Origin of the sequence: Promicromonospora thailandica (assembly GCF_024171955.1) — a bacterium.
GTDB classification, from domain to species: Bacteria; Actinomycetota; Actinomycetes; order Actinomycetales; family Cellulomonadaceae; genus Promicromonospora; species Promicromonospora thailandica.
This window is the reverse complement of the sequence record NZ_JAMTCS010000010.1, coordinates 118,905-143,589: the sequence shown is the minus strand read 5'-3', so window position 1 is coordinate 143,589 and position 24,685 is coordinate 118,905. Positions and strand designations below refer to the sequence as shown.

The window sequence follows — 24,685 nt, the reverse complement described above, 5'->3', positions numbered from 1 at the left end:
CCCGGCCAATCGAGGAGCCCCAGTGTCGTCCGACGAGCTGCCCCAGGAGTTCCAGATCGACGTCCCCGACGAGATGGAGACCGGTGTCCCCGCCGACTTCGCCTCGGTGTGGCACACGCCGACCTCGTTCATCCTGGACTTCATCGCCGTGAAGCAGCCCCCGAGCCCGGTGTCGGACCCGGAGTCGGGCGAGGTCACCTCGATCACCGTGCCGGGTCGGGTGGTCTCCCGCGTACGAATTCCTCCGCAGCAGGTGTTCGAGCTCGCGAAGGCCCTCACCATGCAGCTCGACGCATGGGAGAAGGAAAGCGCGCCGACCGTCCGAAATCCCAGAGCCGCGGAGGGTCCTGACGGCCCGAATCGTTCCTCCGGGAATTGAATCCGGTGAATCTTTTTCTTGAACGAATGTCCAACTCGGCGCCTATATGTCCGATGTGCCCGGTGGAATTGTTCCGGTTTGGATGGAGAAACTCCAAGTTATACCAGTCCTGAGGGGGAAATGTAACCCTCCTCGACTGTTCCACTTGCGATCTTCACGGATGTAGGCTTCCCGTGATCGCGACGAAGGCGTTGCAATCTCCCAGAGTTGCCCGGGGGGTCGGGCGACCCGTTCCGGCGGCCGTGTCGGGGAGCAATGAACAGGGGCGATGCAGGTGAGCAACACGGAATTCGATAACAGGGGGCGCACGGGCGGGATCATGTTCGAAGAACAGTCCCGCGCGAGCGTCGTGAGCATGTGGGGAGAGATCGACGTCTCCCTGCGCGGTGAGTCGAGTGCTGCGATCGCCAACGCCATCGAGAGGGCGAAGGCGGTCGTGATCGACACGTCACGTGTCACGTTCATGGACTCGACCGGCGTGGCGTTCCTCATGCAGATGTACACGTACGGCACGCGGGAGGGCCTCACGGTCAGCCTGCCGGAGCCGCCTCCGGTGGTCCGGAGCGTCATCGAGATGCTCGGTGTCGACGTGCTGTTCGCGCAGCAGGCGCACCCGGCAGCGGCACGGGAGGCCTGACCGGGGGCTCAGCGACCCGCGGCCAGCGCTGCCGCGCCCACGATCCCCGCTGCGTTCCGGAGCTGCGCCGGGACGATCGGCGCGCGTAGGTGCAGGCTCGGCAGGTACTTCTCGTGGTGCTTGCTGACCCCGCCGCCCACGACGATGAGGTCGGGGGAGAGCAGGTCCTCGACGACGCCGAAGTAGCGCTGCAGCCGCTCCGCCCAGCGCTCCCACGACAGGCCCTCGCGCTCGCGCGCCGAGTCGGCCGCGCGCGACTCGGCGTCGTGCCCGTCGATCTCCAGGTGTCCCAGCTCGGTGTTCGGCACCAGCACGCCGTCGACCACCAGCGCCGAGCCGATCCCGGTGCCGAGGGTGGCCACCAGCACGACGCCCTCGGCGTTGCGTGCGGCGCCGTAGCGCACCTCACCGATGCCGGCGGCGTCGGCATCGTTGACCGCGACCACGTGGCGGCCGGTCGCGCGGTGCACCAGGGCGGGCAGGTCCACGCCCGTCCACGACTGGTCCAGGTTGGCCATGGAGCGCACCACCCCGTGCTGCATCGGCGCGGGGAACGCGACCCCGATCGGCACGTCGTCGGGCAGGTGGTAGGTGTCGACGAGCTCGGCGAGCACGGCGGCCACCGCCTGGGGGGTGGAGGGCTGCGGGGTGGGGATCCGGGTCCGCTTGTCCGCGTACTCACCCGTCGCCAGGTCGACGGGTGCCCCCTTGATCCCCGAACCACCGATGTCGATGCCGAAGGCCAGGTCGCTCATGTCAGGATCGTCTCATGAGCGACGACGCACAGTACTGGTACAACACCGAGACCGGTCAGGTCGAGGAGGGGCGGCGCTCCTCCTGGACCCACCTGATGGGCCCGTACGGCACCCGGGCCGAGGCGGAGCGGGCGCTGGAGAGCGCCCGGGCCCGCACCGAGTCGTGGGACGGCGAGGACGAGGAGTGGCGCGGCAAGAAGTAGCTACTTGTCGAAGGAGTGCTCCGCGTCCGGGAAGGACGAGTCCTTGACCTCCGCGACGTAGTCCTCGGCCGCGCCCTGCAGCACGGCGCCGAGCTCGGCGTACCGCCGGGCGAACCGCGGCGACCAGGACGTCATGCCCGCCATGTCGGTCCAGACGAGCACCTGGCCGTCGCAGTGCGGCCCGGCACCGATGCCGATGGTCGGGATGCCCACGATCTCGGTGATCCGCGCCGCGACGTCGGTGGGCACCATCTCCAGGACGACGGCGACGGCGCCGGCGTCCTCGACGGCCTGCGCGTCGGTGGCCAGCCGCTCGACGGCGTCGTCGCCCCGGCCCTGCACGCGCGGGCCGCCCAGCAAGTTCTCCGACTGCGGTGTGTACCCCAGGTGCGCGACGACGGGGATGCCCGCGTCGGTCAGCGCCCGGATCTGGGCCGCCGACCGCACGCCGCCCTCGAGCTTCACGCCGTCCGCACCCGTCTCCTTGAAGACGCGCACCGCGGTCTCCAGGGCCTGCTGCGGCCCCACCTCGTACGACCCGAACGGCAGGTCGACCACCACGAAGGCGCGCTTCGTGGCGCGGGCGACCGCGCGCGCCGCCGGGATCATCTCGTCGACCGTGACGGGGATGGTCGAGGCGTGGCCGTGCATCACGTTGCCGATGGAGTCGCCCACCAGCAGCAGGTCCATGCCGGCCGCGTCGAAGATCGCGGCGGTGACGGCGTCGTACGCCGTAAGCATCGCGAGCTTCTCGCCGCGGGCCTTCGCCTCCGCCAGGTGGTGCACACGAACCCTCTTGGGGCCCGGCGTGGGTGACGTGTGGGCGGACATGGTCCTCCTGTGGTGTCTGGTGGCCTCTGTGCCGACCGAAAGCCTACGACCGGTCGTCCACGGGCGGTACACGCGCCTGTAACAGGTTTAGTGCAAGATGGGCCCATGGACAGGCAGCAGGAGTTCGTGCTCCGCACGGTCGAGGAGCGCGACATCCGCTTCATCCGGCTCTGGTTCACCGACGTGCTGGGTGTGCTGAAGTCGGTAGCCGTGGCCCCCGCGGAGCTCGAGTCGGCCTTCAGCGAGGGCATCGGGTTCGACGGCAGCGCCATCGAGGGGCTCACCCGGGTGTTCGAGGCGGACATGGTCGCCAAGCCGGACCCCACGACCTTCCAGGTGCTGCCGTGGCGTGGCGAACGTCACGGCACGGGCCGCATGTTCTGCGACATCCTGACGCCCGACGGCGAGCCGTCGCTCGCGGACTCGCGCAACGTGCTCAAGCGCACCCTGGCCAAGGCCAGCGACCGCGGGTTCACGTTCTACACGCACCCCGAGGTCGAGTTCTACCTGTTCAACCAGCTCACCAAGGCCGACCCGAAGCTCGAGCCGGTGGACCAGGGCGGGTACTTCGACCACCTGGCCCGCGGGTCCACACACGACTTCCGGCGCGCCGCGATCACGATGCTCGAGTCGATGGGCATCTCGGTCGAGTTCTCCCACCACGAGGCGGGCCCCGGGCAGAACGAGATCGACCTGCGCTACGCCGACGCCCTGACCACCGCGGACAACCTCATGACGTTCCGCACCGTGGTCAAGGAGGTCGCGCTCGAGCAGGGCGTGTTCGCCTCCTTCATGCCCAAGCCGCTGGCCGACCAGCCCGGCTCCGGCATGCACACGCACGTCTCGCTGTTCGAGGACGACCGCAACGCGTTCTACGAGCCCGGCGCGCAGTTCGAGCTGTCCAAGACGGCGCGCCAGTTCATCGCCGGCCTGATGGTGCACGCGGGCGAGATCACCGCCGTCACCAACCAGTACGTCAACAGCTACAAGCGGCTCTGGGGCGGGCAGGAGGCCCCGAGCTACGTGAGCTGGGGCCACAACAACCGCTCCGCGCTCGTGCGCGTGCCGATGTACAAGCCCGGCAAGGGCAACTCCGCGCGCATCGAGTACCGCGCGCTGGACTCGGCCGCCAACCCGTACCTCGCGTTCGCCGTGATCCTCGCCGCCGGCCTCAAGGGCATCGAGGAGGGCTACGACCTCCTGGACCACACCGAGGACGACGTCTGGGAGCTCACGCCCGCCGAGCGCCGCGCCCTGGGCATCGCACCGCTGCCCCGCGACCTCGACGAGGCCATCCACTTCATGGAGCGGTCCGAGCTCGTGGCCGAGACCCTCGGCGAGCACGTCTTCGACTACTTCCTGCGCAACAAGCGCGAGGAGTGGGAGGCGTACAGCGCCCAGGTCACGCCCTTCGAGCTCAAGCGGTTCCTCCAGCTCTGACAGGGGTGCTGCACCTCCCGTCCCCGTCGTAGGGTCGGGGGGTGCAGAGCCGCCGCCCCGAGACCCTCACGACCCACCTGATCCGGGCCGGGTTCGCCGACCTCACGCGGTCCGCCACGCTGTGGCAGGACCCCGACCTGGTCGCCGTCCTGGACCGCCGGGACCGCACCGGCGCCGCCCCCGGGGGCGGGCCCGACCGCGGCGCGGTGGCGCTCGACCCCGCCGGCGCGGCCCTGCTCCGCGCGCTCGCCGCGGCCGCCGACCCCGACCTCGCGCTGCTCCAGCTCGTCCGCCTCGCCGCGGCCGCGCCCGACCGGCTCCGCGCCCTGCTCACCGCGCCCGACGACCGGACCGAACCCCGCGACCCCGAGACGGGCGGCGGCCCCGACGAGCCGGCAGGAGTCGGCGCACCCGCCCGCCCCGCCGCACGCGACCGGCTCGTGCGCGTGCTCGGCGCCTCGTCGGCCCTCGGCGACGAGCTCGTGCGGCACCCGGCGCTGCTCGGCGTCCTCGCCGACCCCGCCCCGGGCACCGGGATACCGCCCCGCGACGTGCGCGCCGAGCTGCTGCGCGCCGTCGACGCCGATCCCGACAGCCCCGCGCCCGTGGCCGGGACCCACCCCGGGACCCACCCGGTCGGTGCGGGCGAGGCCGCGGCGGCCGACACCTCGCCGTCGTACACGGACCGCCTGCGGCGCGCCTACCGGGCGCGCCTGCTGCGCATCGCCGCCACCGACGTCACCGCGCCCGACCCCACCGCCGTCCTGCCCGCCGTGGCCGCGGCGCTCGCGGACCTGGCCGCCGCCGCCCTGGAGGGAGCCCTCGCCGTGGCGCGCTCGGAGGAGGAAGACCACGGCGCCGGCGTGCGCCTGGCCGTGCTCGGCATGGGCAAGACCGGCGGCCGGGAGCTCAACTACATCTCCGACGTGGACGTGATCTACGTGGCCGAGCCGGCCACGCTGCCCGACGGCTCGGCCGCCTGCGAGGAGGACGACGCGCTGCGCGTCGCCGCGCGACTGGCGGGCCGGCTCGCGCAGGTCTGCTCGGGCGCGTCCGCGGAACCCGCGCTGTGGCAGGTCGACGCGGCGCTGCGGCCCGAGGGCAAGCAGGGCCCGCTCGTGCGCACGCTCGCCAGCCACCTCGCCTACTACGAGCGGTGGGCGGTGACGTGGGAGTTCCAGGCGCTGCTCAAGGCGCGTCCCGTGGCGGGCGACCTGGAGCTCGGGGAGGCGTACTGCGCCGCCGTCGGCCCGCTCGTGTGGCAGGCCGTGGAACGGCCCAACTTCGTCGAGGACGCGCGCGCGATGCGCAAGCGCGTCGAGGACAACGTCCCCGTGGCCGAGGCCGACCGTCAGATCAAGCTCGGCAAGGGCGGCCTGCGGGACGTCGAGTTCACCGTGCAGCTGCTGCAGCTCGTGCACGGCCGGGCCGACGAGGACATCCGCTCGCGCACGACGCTCGACGCGCTCGCGGCGCTGTCCCGGGGCGGGTACGTGGGCCGGGAGCACGCGCGCCGGATGGAGGAGTGCTACCGGTTCCTCCGGGCGCTGGAGCACCGGATCCAGCTCTTCCGCCTGCGCCGCACCCACCTCATGCCGACGGCGGAGGCCGACCTGCGCCGCCTCGCGCGCGGGCTGGGTCAGGGCGGCGCGGACGACCTGGTCAAGACGTGGCGCACGGTCCGCCGCGAGGTCCGCGACCTGCACGAGGCCGTCTACTACCGCCCGCTGCTGCCCGCCACGGCGCTGCTGTCCACGGGCGAGGCGTCGCTCGCGCCGCGGGCGGCGGTGGCCCGGTTCGCGGCGATCGGCTACCGCGACCCCGAGGGCGCGATGCGCCACGTGCAGGCGCTGACCGACGGCGTCTCGCGGCGCGCCGCCATCCAGCGGCAGCTCCTGCCCGTGCTGCTGGGCTGGTTCGCCGACGGCGCCGACCCGGACGAGGGGCTGCTGGCGTTCCGCAAGCTGTCGGACACGCTCGGGTCCACGCACTGGTACCTGCGCCTGCTGCGGGACTCGGCGGAGGCGGCGTCCCGGCTGGCCCAGGTGCTGTCGTCGTCGCGCTACCTCGCGGACGCGATCGGGCGCTCCCCGGAGTCGGTGCGCTGGCTCGCGCAGACGGAGTCGCTCGCGCCGCGGGGCGTGCGCCGGCTCGCGTCCGAGGCGGACGCGCTGCTCGGGCGCGCCCAGGAAGTGGAGGCCGCGACGGTCGCGCTGCGCGCGCTGCGGCGGCGCGAGCTCGCCCGCACGGGCGTGGCCGAGCTGCTCGGCGAGGTCGGACCGGTCGAGGCGGCGAAGGCCATCTCGGACGCCGCCGACGTGGTGCTGGCGGGCGGCCTGCGGATCGCGGAGCACGAGGCGCGCGCGGCACGGCAGATCGCGCGCGGCGACGAGCCCGCGCGGCTCCTCATCGTGGCGATGGGCCGGCTGGGCGGGCAGGAGCTGGGGTACGGGTCGGACGCCGACGTCATGTTCGTCTACGAGGCGGTCGACGGCGCCCCTGACAAGGAGGCCAACGACTACGCCCTGACCGTGGCGAAGAACCTGCGCCGCATCCTGTCCGCCGTGGGGCCGGAGCCGGGCCTGCCCGTCGACGCCGACCTACGGCCCGAGGGTCGCAACGGGCCGCTCGTGCGCTCCTTCGACTCGTACGTCGAGTACTACGGGCGCTGGTCCTCGCCGTGGGAGGCGCAGGCGCTGCTGCGGGCGCGCGCCCTGTCGGGCACGCTGAGCGTGGTCGCGGCGGGCGGCCCGGAGGAGGGCGCGGTCGCGGCGTCGCTGTCGGACGGCGGGGCACCGTCCGGGTCGCCGGGCCTGCCGGACGGTGCGGGCGAGCTGGACCTCGGGCCCGGCGCCGAGGGCGGCCGGTCGCTGGGTGCACGGTTCACGGCGCTGATCGACCCGCTGCGCTACCCGGACGGCGGGCCCGGCGACGCCGTCCTGCGCGAGGTGCGGCGCATCAAGGCGCGCGTCGAGTCGGAGCGGCTGCCGCGCGGCGCCGACCCCGCACGGCACCTGAAGCTGGGGCGCGGCGGCGTGTCGGACGTCGAGTGGACCGTCCAGCTGCTCCAGCTCCAGCACGCGTTCGAGGTGCCGGCGCTGCGCACCACCGGCACCGTCGCGGCGCTGGAGGCGGCCCGCGACGCGGACCTGCTGTCCGCCGACGACGCCGAGGTGCTGCTGGAGGCCTGGCGGCTGGCGTCGCGGCTGCGGTCGGCGATCGTGCTCTGGTCGGGGCGCACCACGGGCGCCGGCGTCGACATGCTGCCGCACGACAGTCACGCCCTGACCGGCATCGCGCGGCTGCTGGGCGACGTCGGCACCGGGCCGGAGCTGGAGGAGCTGTACCTGCGCGTGGCCCGCCGCGCCCGCACGGTCATGGAGCGGGTCTTCTACGGCGCGTGACCGGCCTTCGCACGGGTCAGACGAGCAGGGCCGTGCGGGTCGCGATCTCGCGGGCGACCTCGTCCGGGGTCAGCGCCGTCGTGTCGATCACCTCGGTACGGCCGGCGAGCCACGACAGGGCCGCGCGGTAGTCCGGCGCGCGGTGCCGGCGCCAGCCCACGCCGCCGTCGTCGGCCTGGATCTGCGTGAGCGTGGCGAGGGTCAGGGTGTCCGTCGCGATGCGGCGCTCGTGCTCCTCGGGGGTGCAGTCGAGCGTGAACGCCCGCACCTCGATGCCGGCCTCCGCCAGGCCTGCGGTGATCTCGTCCCAGTAGCGCTCGACCACCACGGTCTGCGGCGCCACGATCGTGCGGCCCGTGTAGCGGTCGAGCGACACCAGGGACGCCACGACCAGCTCGCGCCAGGGCCGCCAGTCCTGGAAGTCGCGCACGGTCTCGACGGCGGCGAGCGTCGGCGTGATCGACTCGCCCACCTTCTCCGGGTCGAACACGAGCGCCTCCGGCAGGAGGGCGTCGAGCGCGGCCGCCGTGGTGGTCTTGCCGCCGCCGAAGGGTCCGTTCAGCCAGATGATCATGCGGGCACGGTAGCGGCCGGGTGGGTGGGGGACGTGGGGCTGCTCAGCGTGTCCTGTGCGCGTGTACCGGCCGCCGGAGGGCCCGCGCGTCCCCCCCGATCCCCTTCGAGACCGGGGTTTCTTCGCTTTGAGCGGGTCGAGAGCGAAGCAACCTCGGTGTGAAAGGGGAGGGCGGCGGGGCACGCGGAAAAACCCTTGAGCCGGCCGAGCCCTCTGGAGCATCGTGAACGCCACCCGAGAGATTGGAATCCCGATGACAGCTGCCACGCCCCGTGCCCTGACCCACCTGACCACGGACGTGACAGCTCTTGTCGTACCTCAACCTCGGGATCGTCGCCCATGTCGACGCCGGTAAGACCAGCCTGACCGAACGCCTGCTGCACCACGCGGGCGTGATCGACCACCTCGGCTCCGTCGACGGCGGCGACACCCTCACCGACTCGCTCGCGCTGGAGCGCGAGCGCGGGATCACCATCCGCGCGTCTGTGGCGTCCTTCCCCGCAGGAGACGTCACCGTCAACGTGCTGGACACCCCCGGACACCCCGACTTCATCGCGGAGGTGGACCGCAGCCTCGCCGTGCTCGACGGCGCGGTGCTCGTGCTGTCCGCCGTCGAGGGCGTGCAGGCGCAGACCCTCGTGCTGATGCGCGCGCTGCAGCGGTTGCGGCTGCCCGTGGTGGTGTTCGTCAACAAGATCGACCGGCGCGGCGCGCGGCCCCAGGCCGTGGTCGACGCCGTCGCCCGCCGCCTCAGCCCGGACGTGCTGCCCGTGCAGCGGGTGCTCGACGCGGGGACGCCGTCCGCCCGGGTGGAGGCGCTGCCCGACGACGGCGTGCGCGCATGGCTCGCCGCGGAGTCCCGGCACGGGGCGGCGCACCCGGTGCTGTTCGGGTCGGCGGTGACGGGCGTCGGGGTGCCGGAGCTGGCGGCGGCGCTGGGGGAGTTCCTGCCGGTCGGCGCGGGGATGTCGAACGGCTCGCCCGACGCGCCGTCCGGCGTCGTCTTCGCGATCGACCGCGAGGACGGGCGCAAGCGGGCCTTCGTCCGGATGCGGTCGGGCGCGGTGCGGGTCCGCGACCGCATCGACCTCGGGCACGGCCGTGCCGAGCGGGTCACCGGGCTGCGGGTCGCCCACCGGGGCGCGCTCGAGCCGCGGTCGACGGCGCGGCCCGGCCAGATCGCCGTCGTGCAGGGGCTGGCGACGGCGCGGGTCGGTGACGTCGTCGGGACGCCGCTGCCCGGGGACGAGCGGGCGAGCCAGTTCCCACCGCCGTCGTACGAGACGGTGGTCGACTCGGCACCCGGCGAGCGCACCCGGCTGTACGCCGCGCTGTCCGAGCTCGCGGAGCAGGACCCCCTGATCCGGGTGCGGCGGCGCGACGAGGTGATCACCGTGTCGCTCTACGGCGAGGTGCAGCGCGAGGTGCTGGCCGCGATCCTGCAGCGGGAGCACGGCGTCGAGGCCCGGTTCGGCGAGGTGCGGACGGCGCGGACCGAACGGCTGACCGGCGTCGGGCACGCGCTGGAGGTCAAGAAGCAGGGCGACAACGAGTTCCTGGCGACGATCGGCCTGCGGGTCGAGCCCGTGCCGCCGGGGTCTGGTGTGACGTTCGAGCTCGAGTGCGAGCGCGGCTCGATGCCGCCGGCGTTCTTCGACGCGACGGAGGACACGGTGCGCCGCGAGCTGGCCCGCGGACCGCTCCGGTACCCGGTACCGGACGCCCGCGTGGTCATGACCCACTCCGGGTACGCGCCGCGGCAGAGCCACATGCACCAGAAGTTCAACAAGGCGATGTCCAGCACGGGCGCGGACTTCCGCGGCCTCGCGCCGCGCGTGCTCGCCACCGCGCTGCGGCGCGCCGGCACGGTCGTGTGCGAACCCGTGCACCGGTTCGTGATCGAGCTGCCGGACGACGCCGTCGGCACGGTGGCGTCGCTCGTCGGGCGGCTGGGCGGCGTGCCGTCCGGCTCGCGGCTCACGACGTCGGGCATCGCGGTGCTGGACGGCGAGATCCCGGCCGGCACCGTGGCCGCGCTGCAGCGCGAGCTGCCGGGGCTGACCCGGGGCGAGGGGATGTGCCGCACGGAGCACGACCGGTTCGAGCCGGTGCGGGAGGTGGCGCGGGACGCGGCGCGCGCGTGACCGGCGTCGTCCCGCCCCCTCCGCCCTTTTCCCCTTCTCCCCTTCGAGACCGAGGTTGCTTCGCTGTGCGACGCCTCAAAGAGAAGCAACCTCGGGTTGAAAGCGGGATGGACGGACATCATGTGGCGGGGGAGGCGACACGGCCTTCGACCTGATTCGGCGGTGCCACGAGGTCGGCAACCACCCCGTAGTGGTCGCTTGCCCACACACCGTCGACAGGTGCGTCCAGCACCAGGTGGCAGTCTGCCACCCGCAGCGTCGGTCCGTGCAGGCCGCTACGCACCAGGATGTGGTCGATCTGGCGCGAGACAGCCGTTCCCAGCTCCCCGTCCCGTACGAGAGGGTTGGCCAGGTCGAACGTGATGCCGGGAGCTCCGGGGTGGGCGTACTCCCAGGCGTCCTGGTAGCAGACGCTCACGTCCTGGACGACGCTCCGGCCCCGCCAGAACCGCATGCTCGCCGAGTCCGGCGCGGCGTCGAAGTCACCCAGCACGACGGCATGGGCTTCGTCCCGGCCGACGAGGTGATCTTCCAGGAAGCCCGCGACGAGCAGGGCCTGCCGTTCGCGCTCGAGCTCGAACGGAAGCGGCCAGCTCGGCTTGTGGTGCGTGACGACCATCTTCCCCAGCGGGGTGTCCAGCTCGATCAGAAGTGCGGCGCACCAGGGAAGGGTCGACCGGGCACGCTCGGTGAGGCGCAGGTCGAGCTCTGCCACGACGCGGTGTGGCCATCGGGTCGCCACGGTGCCTGCGACACCGTCGTGGGAATGGTGGGAGAAGTGTGCGAAGTGGTACTCCGGACCGGTCAGCTCGGCGAGGACGTCAGGTGCATCCACGGGGACCTCCTGCAGCGCGACGACGTCGGCGTCGAGTTCGCGCAGCGTCCGGCCAAGCAGCCGACGACGCCGTTCCCAGTCGGGATTGCCGGGACCGAACACGTTCATCGTGAGGATGCGGACCGTGGCCGGTTTGTGTTCCATCCGAGCATCGTCGACCGTCCGCAGAGCACTCGCGACCGTGCAGCCACGAAGGATGCGGCCTGGCTTGGATCATCCCTGAAGCAGCAGAGCGGAGCCGGTACTGTCTGCCCATGCCGTCACCACAGGACTGCATCTTCTGCCAGATCGTCGCGGGCGCCGCGCCGAGCACGATCGTCCACGAGGACGATCGGACGCTCGCCTTCATGAACATCGCCCCGGCCGCGCCCGGGCATCTGCTGGTGATCCCGAAGGCACACGCGACGGACCTGCTCGACGTGCCGTCGGACGACCTCGCGGCGTCGGCCCGGACGGCGCAGCGCATGGCGCGGCGCGTCGTGGGGGTGCTCGGCGCCGACGGCGTGAACCTCGTCCACGCCACGCGGCCGGTGGCGGGGCAGACGGTGTTCCACGTGCACCTGCACGTGCTGCCGCGGTACCTGGACGACACGATCCAGGGCATGTGGACGCCGACGCCGGGCGACCCTAATGTGATCCGGTCGGTGGGCAAGCGCCTGCGCGACGCTGTGGAACGAGCGGGCTAGGAGCCGTCGAGCGGCTGGACCCCGAACCCTGAGCAATCGACAGGTGGGGCGCCCATCATCGGTCCTCAGCCTCGCTGCTCACCTTCGAGACCGAGGTTGCTTCGCTTTGCGCGCCCTCAAAGCGAAGCAACCTCGGTCTCGAAAGGGATCGGCGGGGGCCGACGGCGGCGAGCACCTGGCCAGCGTCGACCGCGACCCCCGGGACGACGCGGAACGGCGGCCGACGCCGCACCACGTCGCGAGACGAAAGTGCAGGTCAGCCGCCGTTTCGGCACATCTCAGCAGGCCACGGGGGGACCGGCTGTCAGATGTCGTAGTACATCTCGAACTCGTGCGGGTGCGGCCGCAGGCGGATCGGGTCGATCTCGTTCTCGCGCTTGTACGCGATCCAGGTCTCGATCAGGTCCTCGGTGAACACGTCACCGGCGGTGAGGTACTCGTGGTCGGCCTCGAGGGCGTTGAGCACGCCGTCGAGCGACGTCGGCACCTGGGCGATCTGCGCGTGCTCCTCCGGGGGCAGCTCGTACAGGTCCTTGTCGACCGGGGCCGGCGGCTCGATGCGGTTCTTGATGCCGTCCAGGCCGGCCATCAGCATCGCGGAGAACGCCAGGTACGGGTTCGACGACGGGTCGGGCGCGCGGAACTCGATGCGCTTGGCCTTCGGCGAGGTACCCGTGATCGGGATGCGGATCGACGCCGAGCGGTTACGGGCCGAGTAGACCAGGTTCACGGGGGCCTCGAAGCCCGGCACCAGGCGGTGGTAGGAGTTCACCGACGGGTTCGTGAAGGCCAGCAGCGACGGGGCGTGCTTGAGCAGGCCGCCGATGTACCAGCGGGCGAGGTCGGACAGGCCGCCGTAGCCCTTCTCGTCGTAGAACAGCGGCTCGCCGTTCTTCCAGAGCGACTGGTGCGAGTGCATGCCCGAGCCGTTGTCACCGAAGATCGGCTTCGGCATGAACGTGGCCGACTTGCCGGCCTCGAACGCGACGTTCTTGATGACGTACTTGAACTTCATCAGGTCGTCGGCGGCGTGCAGCAGGGTGTTGAACTTGTAGTTGATCTCCTGCTGGCCGGCGGTGCCCACCTCGTGGTGCGCACGCTCGACGGAGAGGCCGACCTGGCCGAGGATCTTGACCATGTCGTCGCGCAGGTCCGCGAAGCGGTCGCTCGGCGAGGTGGGGAAGTAGCCGCCCTTGTAGCGGGTCTTGTACCCGAGGTTGCCACCCTCCTCCGCGCGGCCGGTGTTCCACGCGGCCTCGACGGAGTCGATGGAGTAGAAGCTCTCGTTCGACGCGGTCTTGAAGCGCACGTCGTCGAAGATGTAGAACTCGGCCTCGGGGCCGAAGAAGACGGTGTCGGCGATGCCGGTCGACCGCAGGTACGCCTCGGCCTTGGCGGCGATGTTGCGCGGGTCGCGAGCGTAGGCGTCACCCGTGAACGGGTCCACGATCGAGAAGTTCACGATCAGGGTCTTCGCCTTGCGGAACGGGTCGATGAACGCCGTCGTGACGTCCGGCACGAGCTTCATGTCGGACTCGTGGATCGCCTGGAAACCGCGGATCGACGAGCCGTCGAACATGAGGCCCTCGCTGAAGGCGTCCTCGTCGAACTGCTCGACCGGGATGTTGAAGTGCTGCGTGACGCCCGGCAGGTCGATAAACCGGACGTCGACGAACTCCACCCCCTCGTTGCGGGTGAAGGCGATCGCCTCCTCGGCGTTCTTGAACATCTGCGCTCCTTGCTCGCTCGATAAGTCCAGGGGGAGTCCGTCGGACCGCGCGCCGGACGAGCCGGGAACGATCGCTCGCGGATCGCCACGAACTTATGGGCAGGTGGTTTCTCTCGGGTTACTGATTGTTGCGGATATGTTTCTCCGGCCTCTCGGCCGTGTAACCGCGGACGGATGTGCAGGTGAAGGCTCCGGCGGCGATCTCAGAGTGCCAGAACTCACAAGGCCCGGCCCGGCGGCGTCCGTCCACCGGACGGCACGCGAGAGGGGCGCCCTCCCGAAGGAGAGCGCCCCTCTCGTCGTGCGGTCGCCGGACGGCGACGCCGCGGGTCAGCGACCGCGCATGCCCTTGCGGTCGGGGCGGGCGCGCGTGGGGTCGATGCCCTTCGGGATCGGCAGCTTCACCCCACCGATGGCCTTGAGGCGCTTGCTGACCTCGGAGACCTCGGCCCGGGTGAGGGTCGACTTGAGGCGGGTGACGGAGCGCGCCACCTTGGTGAGCGGCACCTGCCCCTCGGCGTCGCCGCACTGGATCACGGTCACGGGCACGTTGGACAGGATGCGGGTGACCTTCTTGCGCTCCTGGTCCAGGAGCCGCCCCACGCGGTGCGGCGGGCCCTCGGAGACGAGCACCACGCCGGCCCGGCCCACGCCACGGAAGACGAAGTCCTGGTTGCGGGCGTCGACCGCGACGGGCTCGTCCTCGAAGGTCCAGCCGCCGCGCACCGTGCCGAGGGCCGCGCGTGCGGCCCCCGGCTGCCCGGCGATCTGCGTGTACGCGGCCTTCTCGGCGCTGCGCGACAGGATGAACATCGCCGCGAGCACCGCGAACGGCACACCGATGACCAGCGCGTAGATCCAGGGACCCGTCAGCACGCCGATGAGCAGCGCCACCGCCACGACACCGATGAACGCGGCGAGCATCCACCAGGTGACGAGCGGGTTCTGCTTGCGGGTCATCTGGTAGACGTCCCACAGCTGGTGATACCAGCGGCGCTTCTTGGGCTTCTTCTGCTGGGCGGCGGGCGCGTCGTTGCGCGCGTCGCCGCCGGACGAGGTTCTGGCCATGGTCGTCAATTCTAGTGTGCCGAGACCGCTTCGGTTGCCGGATCAGCGAGCCAGCAGGCTCGCCGCCTCCTGACGGGAGGTCGTGGGCTGGGCGAGGTGCGAGAGCGCCTCCGGGATGGCCCGGCCGTGCTTCGTCATCGCCTGGCCCCACAGCCGGCCCGCGCGGTACGACGAACGCACCAGCGGCCCCGCCATGACGCCGAGGAAGCCGATCTCCTCCGCGGCCTCGGACAGCTCCACGAACTCCTCGGGCCGCACCCAGCGGTCCACCGGGTGGTGGCGCAGGGACGGGCGCAGGTACTGCGTGATCGTGATGATGTCGCAACCGGCGTCGTGCAGGTCCTGCAGCGCCTGCTTGACCTCGTCGATCGTCTCGCCCATGCCGAGGATGAGGTTGGACTTGGTGACGAGGCCGGCGTCGCGCGCCCGGGTGATGACCGAGAGCGACCGCTCGTAGGTGAACGCAGGGCGGATCTGCTTGAAGATGCGCGGCACGGTCTCCACGTTGTGCGCGAGCACCTCGGGGCGCGACTCGTTGACGGCGTCGAGCAGCTCGGGGATCGCGTTGAAGTCCGGGATCAGGAGCTCGACGCCGGTACCGGGGTTCAGCGCGTGGATCTGGCGCACGGTCTCGGCGTAGAGCCAGGCGCCGCCGTCGGCCAGGTCGTCGCGGGCCACGCCCGTGACGGTCGAGTACTTCAGGCCCATGGTCCGCACGGACTCGGCGACGCGGCGCGGCTCGTCCTTGTCGAAGTCGGCCGGCTTGCCCGTGTCGATCTGGCAGAAGTCGCAGCGGCGCGTGCACTGGTCGCCGCCGATGAGGAAGGTGGCCTCGCGGTCCTCCCAGCACTCGAAGATGTTGGGACAGCCGGCCTCCTCGCAGACCGTGTGCAGGCCCTCACCCTTGACGAGCGATTTCATGTCGCGGTACTCGGGGCCCATCACCGCCCGGGTCTTGATCCACTCGGGCTTCTTCTCGATGGGTGTGGCCGCGTTGCGCGCCTCGATGCGCAACATGCGTCGGCCTTCAGGTGCGATGGTCACGCAGATTCCCTTCCCAGGTCAGCGGGTTCGCCCAGCCTATGCCTCGGGTGCCCGACGGCGAACGGTGGTCCTCCGGGCGGGCAGTGGCGTTCGTCACGCGGGGGCGGGGACCGCCTCCGCGGTGCGGGCCAGCAGCGGCGCGAGCCGGTCGGCCAGGGCGGCCTCGAGCAGCGGGCGCACCTCGTCGACGGTCACGCGGCGCCCGAGCTCGGCGGTCAGCGAGGTGACGTCGGCGTCCTCCGCGGGGATGCCGCACGGCACGATCCGGTCGAAGGCGGTGAGGTCGGCGTCGCAGTTCAGGGCCAGCCCGTGCATCGTGACGCCCTTGGCCACCCGCGCCCCGATGGCGCAGACCTTGCGCTCGAGCCGCGGGTCGGGCGCGTCCGCGGGGTCGGCGGCGACCCACACGCCCGAGCGCCCCTCGACGCGCATGGTCTCGAGGCCCAGCGTGGCGCAGACGTCCATGACGGCCTGCTCCAGCGTGCGGACGTACTCGACGACGTCGAACGGCTTGGCCAGCCTGATGATCGGGTAGGCCACGATCTGGCCCGGCCCGTGCCACGTGATCTTGCCGCCGCGGTCCACCTTGACGACCTCGGTGCCGTCGGTGGGGTACTCGGCCCGGTTCGTGCGCGCGCCCGCGGTGTAGACGGACACGTGCTCCAGGAAGAAGACGGTGTCGCCCAGGTTCTCCGTGCGGACCGACTCGTGCGTGCGGCGCTGCAGGTCCCAGCCCGCGTGGTACTCGACGTGCCCGGTGAGGTGTCGCATGTCCATGGCCGCAAGCGTAGACCCGCCCCCCGCCGCGGGCCGGGGAGCGGGTCGCGGGGGCGGGCCGGGGTCAGGACGCCGGGACGGGCTCCGACGGGCAGGTCGCCAGGACGTCGGTCATGGCGTCGCGCTCGGCGGGCGTGACCCACAGCTCGTACTTGACCTTGACCGCGATCTGCCGTGCCACGTACTCGCAGCGGTAGGCCTGGTTGTCGGGCAGCCACTCGGAGGCGTCCTTCGCGCCCTTGCCCATGTTGGCGGGGCCGTCCGAGGCGACGAGGTTGAGCGGGTCGTTGGCGATCTGGACGCGCTTGGCCTTGTCCCAGTCCGCCGCGCCGGTGATCCACGCGTTCTTCAGCGCCACGACGTGGTCGATCTGCACGTCGCCCGAGTTCTCGCCGCGCTCGAACGCGATGGTCTCGCCGGTGTACGGGTCGTCCAGCGTGCCGGACGCGACCTGGCAGGTGTCGCCGGAGGAGAACTCGATGTCCTCCAGGTCACGCTGCAGCATGTCGTTGCGCGTGTCGCACCCGTTCTTGTCGACGTCCTGCCATGCTGTACCGAAGTCGGACTCGCGGTCGTAACCGGCGTCGGTGGCGGCTTCCTGCACGGTCAGCGACTCCAGCGTCGCGAGCGCCGTACCCTCGGCGCCCTCGGCGGGTGCGACGTCCTCGCCCAGGGACTTGACGACGAAGTTCCCGGCGAGCACGAGCGCGGCGACGACGACGAGCACGAGCTGCAGGGTCCTGCGCTTCTGGCTGGGCTTCTTCTTGGCTGTGGCGGACACGAGCCCCTCATTCTGTCGGCCGGTGCGTCCGGACATATGGCCGGACAAAGACTGAGAAAGTATGAAACGCACTGCTTGCGCAAGTGTGCCAGAGTTGTGTTACGCCAGTTCACGCGCTGACCAGTACGCTCGTCTCCCCGCGCCGGTTCGCGACCTCGCGTCCCGGGGCCGCGCGGGGCACCATGGGGCCCATGGCACTTCGGATCGGGATCGTCGGCTACGGAGGTGCGGGCAGGCAGATCCACGCCCGCCTGGTGCGAGCGGCGGGGATGACGGTGACCGCCGTCGTCGCCCGGGACCCGGGGCGACGGGTCCAGGCCGCCGGCGACTGGCCCGGTGCCCGCCTGTTCAACGACCTGCCGGGCATGCTCGGCGAGCCCGGGCTCTACGACCTGGTGGTCGTCGCCAGCCCGTCCGCCCTGCACGCCGAGCACGCCGCCGCGGTCTCCCTGGCGGGCAAGCCCTTCGTGCTGGACAAGCCGATCGGGACCACGGCGGCCGAGGCGCGGCGGGTGGTCGAGGCCGCGTCGGCCGCGGGCACGCCGTTCACGGTGTTCCACAACCGGCGCTGGGACCCGGAGCAGCTCACCCTCTCCGCGCTGCTGCGCCGCGGCGACCTCGGCACCGTCCACACCTTCGAGCGGCACTGGGAGCGGTGGCGGCCCAAGCCGCAGCAGCGCTGGAAGGAGAACGACGTCGTGGGCGGCGGCCTCCTGCTCGACCTCGGCCCGCACCTGGTCGACTCGGCGACGCAGCTCTTCGGCCCGGTCGTGGCGGTCTACGCCGAGACCCGCGCCCTGTCCACGCCCACCGAGGACGACGTCTTCCTCGTGCTGCACCACGCGGCCCCCGGAACCGAGCAGGGCAACCGCCTCGGGGCCGTCCCGGGGCGGGCCACCGGCGCCGACGTCCTGTTCGGCGCCGAGCCGCCCGCCAAGGGAGTGGTGTCGCGGCTCTGGGCTGGCTCCCTCGTGGGTGCCCCCGGCCCGCGCACCCGGGTGCTCGGCGACGGCGGCGCCTACCTCGTGAACTCGTTCGAGGGCGACGCCTCACCCTTCGACGTGCTCGACGCCGACCAGCCCGACGGGACCCACGGCTGGCTCGTCCGCGGGCGGGAGCGCACACCGGTGCCCCGCCCGCGCGGCGGCCACGAGGACTTCTACACCGCGGTCGCGCAGTGGCTGGCGGACGAGGCCGAGGTGCCCGTCGACCCGGCGGACGCCGTCCGCACCGCGGAGGTCCTGGACGCGGCGCGGCTGTCCGCCCGGGAGGGCCGGCTCATCGACGTGTGAGCCGGCCTGTGAGCCGTTCGCATACCGCACGGCCCCGTGCCAGGTCAAGGCATCCGGTCAGTTCACTCACACGGGAGCCGATTCGGCAAATCCTGGGGATAAAGGGCGCGGCCCGGGTCACGGAGTTCTCATGATCCGGTGCACTACATCGAATCAGCGGAACTGGTCCGCGTAGCCGTCCCCACGGACGCCGCGGCGCGCGCCCACCTGGTGCGCCGCCTCGACACCCTCGCGACACTGGACCACCCCCACCTGGTGCCGCTCATCGCCATCTCGCCGAACGGTCCGGACAACCTGGACGTACGCCTCTCGCGCACGGGTGCCGTCGACCTGCCCACCGCGGTCGGCTCGCGGGGTCCCCTGACGCCCGCCGAGGGCGCCGGTGTCACCGTCGCGATCGCCCAGGCGCTGGCCGCCCTGCACGGCGTGGGCCTCGTCCACGGTGGCGTGCGGCCCACCGACGTGCTGCTGCGCTCGGACGGCACGGCGATGCTGCGTCCCCGCGTCACGCTCCCGGAGCACAGCGACGACCCCGTCGACGTGACCTCGCTCGCGACGCTCATCGAGTCGGTGCTCGGCTTCCCCGGTCCGAGCCTGCACTCGAAGGCCGACGAGGCGCTGCGGGCCGTGCTGGCCCGCGCCCGGGCCGAGGACCCGCGCGACCGGCCCGAGCCGGGCACGCTCGCGACGCTCGCGCACGACGCGGTGACACCGGAGCCCGTCCGGCTGCCGGACGGTTCCGCCCTGGTGTCGGCCGCGATCAGCGGGCCGGTGCCGCTCGCGGGCCACGTGCCGCTCGGCGCGCACACGCCGTCGGCCTGGCGCTCCGCGGCCCGCACGCTGACGGGGTCGTTCGCGGCCGTCGACGGCCGGGCGTGGGCGGCCAAGGCACGCCGCCGGGCGACGATGCCGCTGACGGGCCCGGCGGGCGCGCAGGCCGTGGGCAACCGGGCGCAGGCGCGGACGACACCGGTCACCCTCGTCGCCACGGGCATGATCGCGGCGGGTGTCGTCGCGGGCATCACCGCGGGGGTCATGGCCCTGCCCCACATGTTCGGTGCGGACGAGCCGGCCGTCGCGGCCGCGTCGCCCGAGGCCGTCGCGTCGCCCCGCTGGGGCAGCGGCATCAGCCCGGTGGCCAACGCCAAGGACCCGGCGGGTGCCGCGGTCGCGCTCACCGAGCGGCGCCTGGCGCTGCTGGCGGGCGCGGTGTCGGACATCAGGACCGTCAACCTGGAGGGTTCGCCGGCCTACGCGGCCGACCAGAAGATCATCGACGAGCTGAAGCACTCCGGCGCGCAGGTGGTCGGTGCCTCGGCCGAGGTCGTGTCGACCGAGGTCGTGACCGTGGGACCTGGTGCCGCGTCGGCGCTCCAGGACGTCGAGCCCGCGTCGCTGACCCGCACGTCGGAGGACTCCGCGACCCCGGAGGCGTCGGACGGGAAGAAGCAGCCCGTGCAGGCGGTCGTCCGCATCGAGTACACGATCACCTCGCACCTGCAGATCTCGAGCGACGGCGAGACCACGGTCCCGGCGTCCGACGAGGTCGCCGACCTCGTCCTCGTCTGGACCACGGGCGGCTGGCGCGTCAGCGAGGTGCGCTGACACCCTCCACGACCCAGCGAGCCGCGTCCTGGGGCGTCCGGTGCGTCCAGACGAAGCCCGTGCGGGTGAGCGCGGCGGGCAGCACCCGCTGGGAGGCGACGAGGTCGCCGGCGAGCTCGCCGACGGCGACCCGCAGCGCGACCCGGGGCACGGCGAGCCCCGCGGGCCGGTGCAGCGCCTGGGCGAGCGCGCGCGTGACGGCCCGGTTGGTGGTGGGCTCCGGGCCGACGGCGTTCACCGGCCCGCGCAGGTCCGTCCCGATGACGTGACGGATCGCCGCGACCTCGTCGGCGAGCGTGATCCAGCTCCACCACTGGCGGCCGCTGCCGAGCGGCCCGCCGAGGCCCAGGCGCAGGAGGGGCAGCAGCCTTCCGAGGGCTCCGCCCGACGGCGCGAGCACGAGGCCGGTGCGCAGCCAGACCACGCGCGCCCCGGCCTCCGCCGCCGGTGACGTGGCGTTCTCCCACGCCTCGACGAGCCCGGCGAGGAAGTCGTCGCCCCGGCCGGAGGCCTCGGTGAGCACCTCGTCGCCGCGGTCGCCGTACGCCCCGATCGCGGAGCCGTTGACCAGCACGGGCCGGGCGTCCAGCCGGGCGACGGTGCGGGCCAGGAGGCTCGTCGTCGTGGTGCGGGAGCCGACGAGCGTCTGCTTGTAGGCGCGGGTCCACCGGTGGTCGCCGATCCCGGCGCCGGCCAGGTTCACGACGGCGTCGGCACCCTCCAGCGCGGCGGGGTCGAGCTCGCCCGTCCGCGGGTCCCACGCCAGGTCCCGGACGCGGGCGTCGTCGTCGCCCGCGGGCCGTTCCGCGCCGCGGCGCACCAGCCGGCGCACGGTGTCCCCGCGGGCGACGAGGTCCGCGACGAGCGCGGAGCCGATGAGACCGTGCGATCCGGCGACCACGACATCCATGCGGCGAATCTAGCGCGGCGGGCGCGGGTGCGGCGTCGGCGAGAACGACCACGGCCGGCCCCGAACCCGGGACCGGCCGTGGTGGCGTGCTACCTGCTGGTCAGAGACCGACCTCGGCCTCGAACGCGCCCTCCTCGATGCGGTTCTTGATCGCGGTGAGGAAGCGCGCGGCGTCCGCGCCGTCGACCAGGCGGTGGTCGTAGGACAGGAAGATGTACGCCATCGAGCGCACCGCGATGCTCTCGTTGCCGTCCTGGTCCGTCACGACGACCGGTCGCTTGGTGATGGTGCCGGTGCCGAGGATCGCGGCGTGGCCCAGCGGCACGATCGGGGTGTCGATGAGCGACCCGCCCGAGCCCGTGTTCGTGATGTTGAACGTGCCGCCCGACAGCTCGTCCGGCGTGACCTTGTTGGCCCGCGTGCGGGCGCCGAGGTCCTGGATCTGGCGGGCGATGCCCGCCAGGTTGAGGTCGCCGGCGTTCTTGATGACCGGGACCACCAGGCCGCGCTCGGTGTCGACGGCGATACCGACGTTCTCCGAGCCGTGGTAGGTGATCTCGCCCTTCTCGGTGTCGATCGTGGCGTTGATCTTCGGGTACGCCTTGAGCGCCTCGACGGCGGCCTGCGTGAAGAACGGCAGGAACGTCAGCTTGGCGCCCTCGCGCGCGGCGAACGACTCCTTGGCCTTGGCCCGGAGCTTCGCGACACGGGTGACGTCGACCTCCATGACCGTGGTCAGCTGGGCCTGCGACTGCACCGCCTCGAGCATGCGCTCGGCCACGATCTTGCGCAGGCGCGACATCTTCTCGGTGGTGCCGCGCAGCGGCGACACCTCGAGCTTGGTCGGGGCGGCGGGGGCCGACGACGCAGCGGGTGCGGCGGCGGCTGCCGGGGCCGGGGCGGCCTTGGCCTCGGCGGCGGCGAGCACGTCCTCCTTGCGGATGCGGCCACCGACGCCGGTGCCCTTGACCTCGGCGACGTCGACACCCTTCTCCGCGGCGAGCTTGCGCACGAGCGGGGTGAGGTACGAGCCGATGGTGCGGCCGCCGGTCGAGGCGGGCGCCTCCGCGGCGGGGGCGGGGGCAGGGGCCGGGGCAGCGGGCGCGGCGGGGGCCGGTGCCGGGGCGGCGGGCGCGGGAGCCGGCGTCTCGGCGGCCGGAGCCTCCGGTGCGGGAGCGGCGGCCTCCGCGGGCTCGGGGGAGTCCGCGGCAGGGTCCGGAGCGGCGGCGGCCGGCTCGGCGGCAGCAGGCGTGGCGGGGGCCGCGGCGGCCGGCTCCGCGGCAGGGGCCGCAGCACCGGAGCCGACGAGCGCCAGCACCGCGCCGACCTCGACCGTCTCGTCCTCCTGCACCAGGATCTTCTGGAGCGTGCCCGCGACGGGCGACGGGATCTCGGTGTCGACCTTGTCGGTCGAGACCTCGAGCAGCGGCTCGTCGACGGCGACCTCGTCACCGACCTCCTTGAGCCAGCGGGTCACGGTGCCCTCGGTGACCGACTCGCCCAGCGCGGGCAGCGGCACCTCGGTGGCGTCACCACCGGCGTCGCCCCCTGCGGCGGGCGCGGCGGGCTCCTCGGCGGGCGCGGGCGCCTCGGCCGGGGCGGCGGGTGCCTCCTCGGCGGCAGGCTCCTCGGCGGGCTTCTGCTCGGCCGGGGCCTCGGCGGGCTCCTGGCCGGACTCCTGGGCGGGCGCCGCCGGGGCGTCGCCCGAGCCGGAGCCGTCGCCGATGACGGCGAGGGTGGCGCCGACCTCCACGGTGTCGTCCTCCTGGACGAGGATCTGCTCGAGCACGCCGGCGACCGGCGAGGGGATCTCGGTGTCGACCTTGTCGGTCGACACCTCGAGCAGCGGCTCGTCGACGGCGACCTCGTCGCCGACAGCCTTGAGCCAGCGGGTGACAGTGCCCTCGGTGACGGATTCGCCGAGGGCCGGCAGCTGCACGTTCTCAGACATGACCTACAGGGTCTCCTTTGTCGTTATGGTCAGTTGTGGGCGTGCAGAGGCTTGCCGGCCAGTGCCATGTGTGCCTCTCCGAGTGCCTCGTTCTGGGTGGGGTGTGCGTGGACGAGCGAGGCGACGTCCTCGGGGAACGCCTCCCAGCCCACGATGAGCTGGCCCTCGCCGATCAGCTCGCCCACGCGCGAGCCGATCAGGTGCATGCCGACCACGGGACCGTCCTTGCGGCGCACCAGCTTGGCGAAGCCCTGGGTGCCCAGGATCTTGCTCTTGCCGTTGCCCGCGAGGTTGTACTCGACGGTCTCCACCTGGTCGGGGCCGTACAGCTCGGCGGCCCGGGCCTCGGTGACGCCCACGGACGCGACCTCCGGCTCGCAGTACGTGACGCGCGGGATGGCGGCCTCGTCGATCGGCGCGGGGGCCAGGCCCGCGATCTGCTCGGCGACGAAGATGCCCTGCGCGAACCCGCGGTGGGCCAGCTGCAGGCCCGGCACGATGTCGCCGACGGCCCAGACCTGCCCGCCGGCGGGCGTCGTGACGCCCGTGCGCAGCAGCTCGTCGGTCAGCACGAAGCCGCGGTCCAGGCGCACGCCGGCCGCCTCGTACCCGAGGTCGGCGGTGCGCGGGCCGCGTCCGACGGCGACGAGCAGGAGCTCGGCGTCGAACGTGGTGCCCGACTCCAGCTCGACCTTCACGCCGTCGTCGGACTGCTTGACCTGGGCGAACCGGTCGCCCAGAGAGAACTTGACGCCGCGCTTGCGGAACGCGCGCTCCAGCGCCTTCGACAGGGCGACGTCCTCGTTCGGCACGAGGTGGGGCAGCGCCTCGACGATCTGCACGTCGGCGCCGAAGGACTTCCAGACGCTCGCGAACTCCACGCCGATCACGCCGCCGCCCAGGACCACCACCGACGTCGGCACGGTGTCGAGCGTGAGCGCGTCGTCGGACGTGATGACGCGGCCGCCGAGCTCGAGGCCGGGCAGCGAGCGGGCGTAGGAGCCGGTGGCGAGCACCACGTGGGTGCCGGTGAGGCGCGTCGTCGCGCCGTCGTCGCCGGTGACCTCGACGGTGCCCGGCTCCACGAGCGTGCCGTGCCCGTGCGCCACGGTGATCTTCCGGGAGGAGATCAGCCCCTGCAGGCCCTTGTAGAGGCCGGCCACGACCGAGTCCTTGTACGCGAGCACGCCGGGCATGTCGATGCCGTCCAGCGAGGTGCGCACCCCGAACTGGGAGCCGTGCGCGGCGGCGTCGGCGACCTCGGCCGCGTGCAGCAGAGCCTTGGTAGGCACGCAGCCGACGTGCAGGCACGTGCCGCCGAGCTTGTCCTTCTCGACCAGGGCGACGCTCAGCCCCAGCTGAGCGGCGCGCAGCGCGGTGGCGTAGCCACCGCTGCCCCCTCCGAGCACGACGACGTCGAACGTTCCCGGGTTGTCAGGCGTAGGCACTGGGTGGCTCCTCGTTGACGACGGTGGCGGTGCGCTGACCATGTGCAGGATCGTGAGCACCGCATGCCATCTTGACACCTCGGCGGGCGTGGCCCCAATCGTGGACGAGGCCCTGCGGGTGTGACCGTGGCGACATTCTGTGAAGGGATGCGGGCTTTCCCTGGATCTGCGTGTGGATCTGCGTGGACTTGC

The 24,685-nt window shown here is 72.5% G+C and carries 21 protein-coding genes and 1 pseudogene; 10 read left to right on the top strand and 12 right to left on the bottom strand.

Annotated elements, in window-relative coordinates; genetic code table 11:
• Positions 1-22 precede the first annotated feature (22 nt).
• Both APR03_RS16815 and APR03_RS16810 read left to right on the top strand, forming a co-directional pair.
• Entirely contained in the window at positions 23-379 is a 357-nt protein-coding gene (locus APR03_RS16815; RefSeq protein ID WP_119143876.1) for a DUF3467 domain-containing protein, read from the top strand.
• A 319-nt stretch (positions 380-698) separates the two neighbouring features.
• Entirely contained in the window at positions 699-1,016 is a 318-nt protein-coding gene (locus tag APR03_RS16810; RefSeq protein WP_253837426.1) for an STAS domain-containing protein, read from the top strand.
• A gap of 8 nt (positions 1,017-1,024) precedes the next feature.
• Here APR03_RS16810 and ppgK read toward each other — a convergent pair whose 3' ends face one another.
• Positions 1,025-1,771 carry a polyphosphate--glucose phosphotransferase gene (gene ppgK, locus APR03_RS16805; protein WP_253837425.1) on the bottom strand — a complete coding sequence of 249 codons (747 nt, stop codon included), beginning with the start codon at positions 1,769-1,771 and terminating at the stop codon, positions 1,025-1,027.
• Positions 1,772-1,785: 14 nt separating this feature from the next.
• On the opposite strand from ppgK, the gene APR03_RS16800 reads away from it, so the two are divergent.
• Positions 1,786-1,974: an SPOR domain-containing protein gene (locus APR03_RS16800; RefSeq protein WP_253837423.1), complete on the top strand. Its 189-nt coding sequence runs from the start codon at positions 1,786-1,788 to the stop codon at positions 1,972-1,974.
• Here APR03_RS16800 and panB read toward each other — a convergent pair whose 3' ends face one another.
• Complete coding sequence (gene panB / locus APR03_RS16795) at positions 1,975-2,805, bottom strand: 3-methyl-2-oxobutanoate hydroxymethyltransferase (RefSeq protein ID WP_253837421.1); 831 nt, start codon at positions 2,803-2,805, stop codon at positions 1,975-1,977.
• Positions 2,806-2,910: 105 nt separating this feature from the next.
• Between panB and APR03_RS16790 the strand changes: the two genes are divergently transcribed.
• Both APR03_RS16790 and APR03_RS16785 read left to right on the top strand, forming a co-directional pair.
• Positions 2,911-4,245, top strand: a complete 1,335-nt coding sequence (locus APR03_RS16790) for a glutamine synthetase family protein (RefSeq protein WP_253837419.1) — start codon at positions 2,911-2,913, stop codon at positions 4,243-4,245.
• Positions 4,246-4,286: 41 nt separating this feature from the next.
• Positions 4,287-7,649 carry a bifunctional [glutamine synthetase] adenylyltransferase/[glutamine synthetase]-adenylyl-L-tyrosine phosphorylase gene (locus APR03_RS16785; protein ID WP_253837417.1) on the top strand — a complete coding sequence of 1,121 codons (3,363 nt, stop codon included), beginning with the start codon at positions 4,287-4,289 and terminating at the stop codon, positions 7,647-7,649.
• A 16-nt stretch (positions 7,650-7,665) separates the two neighbouring features.
• Here the strand turns inward: APR03_RS16785 and APR03_RS16780 are convergent, their stop codons facing one another.
• Entirely contained in the window at positions 7,666-8,223 is a 558-nt protein-coding gene (locus APR03_RS16780) for an AAA family ATPase (RefSeq protein ID WP_253837415.1), read from the bottom strand.
• Positions 8,224-8,531: 308 nt separating this feature from the next.
• Between APR03_RS16780 and APR03_RS25500 the strand changes: the two are divergent.
• Positions 8,532-9,422, top strand: a pseudogene (locus tag APR03_RS25500) (GTP-binding protein); the annotation flags it as partial.
• The gene (locus tag APR03_RS25495; protein WP_443703138.1) at positions 9,411-10,367 is read left to right on the top strand and encodes a hypothetical protein; all 957 of its coding nucleotides are present in this window, start codon (positions 9,411-9,413) and stop codon (positions 10,365-10,367) included. The pseudogene APR03_RS25500 and the gene APR03_RS25495, both read left to right, overlap by 12 nt.
• 118 nt (positions 10,368-10,485) lie before the next feature.
• On the opposite strand, the gene APR03_RS16770 is transcribed toward APR03_RS25495, so the two are convergent.
• Positions 10,486-11,346: an endonuclease/exonuclease/phosphatase family protein gene (locus APR03_RS16770; protein ID WP_253837411.1), complete on the bottom strand. Its 861-nt coding sequence runs from the start codon at positions 11,344-11,346 to the stop codon at positions 10,486-10,488.
• A gap of 110 nt (positions 11,347-11,456) precedes the next feature.
• Between APR03_RS16770 and APR03_RS16765 the strand changes: the two genes are divergently transcribed.
• Positions 11,457-11,888, top strand: a complete 432-nt coding sequence (locus tag APR03_RS16765) for an HIT family protein (RefSeq protein ID WP_253837409.1) — start codon at positions 11,457-11,459, stop codon at positions 11,886-11,888.
• A gap of 304 nt (positions 11,889-12,192) precedes the next feature.
• Here the strand turns inward: APR03_RS16765 and glnA are convergent, their stop codons facing one another.
• The 5 genes from glnA to APR03_RS16740 form a co-directional block, all read right to left on the bottom strand.
• Positions 12,193-13,617 (bottom strand): type I glutamate--ammonia ligase, encoded by a 1,425-nt coding sequence (gene glnA, locus APR03_RS16760; RefSeq protein ID WP_253837407.1) that lies wholly within the window; start codon positions 13,615-13,617, stop codon positions 12,193-12,195.
• A gap of 330 nt (positions 13,618-13,947) precedes the next feature.
• Complete coding sequence (locus tag APR03_RS16755) at positions 13,948-14,685, bottom strand: DUF4191 domain-containing protein (protein ID WP_253837405.1); 738 nt, start codon at positions 14,683-14,685, stop codon at positions 13,948-13,950.
• A gap of 42 nt (positions 14,686-14,727) precedes the next feature.
• Entirely contained in the window at positions 14,728-15,729 is a 1,002-nt protein-coding gene (gene lipA / locus APR03_RS16750) for a lipoyl synthase (protein ID WP_253837404.1), read from the bottom strand.
• A gap of 93 nt (positions 15,730-15,822) precedes the next feature.
• Positions 15,823-16,506: a lipoyl(octanoyl) transferase LipB gene (lipB, locus tag APR03_RS16745; protein WP_253837402.1), complete on the bottom strand. Its 684-nt coding sequence runs from the start codon at positions 16,504-16,506 to the stop codon at positions 15,823-15,825.
• Positions 16,507-16,570: 64 nt separating this feature from the next.
• The gene (locus APR03_RS16740; RefSeq protein ID WP_253837400.1) at positions 16,571-17,287 is read right to left on the bottom strand and encodes an HNH endonuclease family protein; all 717 of its coding nucleotides are present in this window, start codon (positions 17,285-17,287) and stop codon (positions 16,571-16,573) included.
• 191 nt (positions 17,288-17,478) lie between these two features.
• Between APR03_RS16740 and APR03_RS16735 the strand changes: the two genes are divergently transcribed.
• Entirely contained in the window at positions 17,479-18,579 is a 1,101-nt protein-coding gene (locus APR03_RS16735; RefSeq protein WP_372494919.1) for a Gfo/Idh/MocA family protein, read from the top strand.
• Positions 18,580-18,717: 138 nt separating this feature from the next.
• Positions 18,718-20,184, top strand: a complete 1,467-nt coding sequence (locus APR03_RS16730; protein ID WP_253837396.1) for a serine/threonine-protein kinase — start codon at positions 18,718-18,720, stop codon at positions 20,182-20,184.
• On the opposite strand, the gene APR03_RS16725 is transcribed toward APR03_RS16730, so the two are convergent.
• From APR03_RS16725 to lpdA, 3 genes are all read right to left on the bottom strand, one after another.
• Positions 20,168-21,094, bottom strand: a complete 927-nt coding sequence (locus APR03_RS16725; protein ID WP_253837394.1) for a TIGR01777 family oxidoreductase — start codon at positions 21,092-21,094, stop codon at positions 20,168-20,170. The genes APR03_RS16730 and APR03_RS16725 overlap by 17 nt on opposite strands.
• A gap of 100 nt (positions 21,095-21,194) precedes the next feature.
• Positions 21,195-23,045 (bottom strand): 2-oxoglutarate dehydrogenase, E2 component, dihydrolipoamide succinyltransferase, encoded by a 1,851-nt coding sequence (sucB, locus tag APR03_RS16720; RefSeq protein ID WP_253837392.1) that lies wholly within the window; start codon positions 23,043-23,045, stop codon positions 21,195-21,197.
• A gap of 29 nt (positions 23,046-23,074) precedes the next feature.
• Complete coding sequence (gene lpdA, locus APR03_RS16715; protein ID WP_253837595.1) at positions 23,075-24,535, bottom strand: dihydrolipoyl dehydrogenase; 1,461 nt, start codon at positions 24,533-24,535, stop codon at positions 23,075-23,077.
• Between the last annotated feature and the right edge of the window lie 150 nt (positions 24,536-24,685).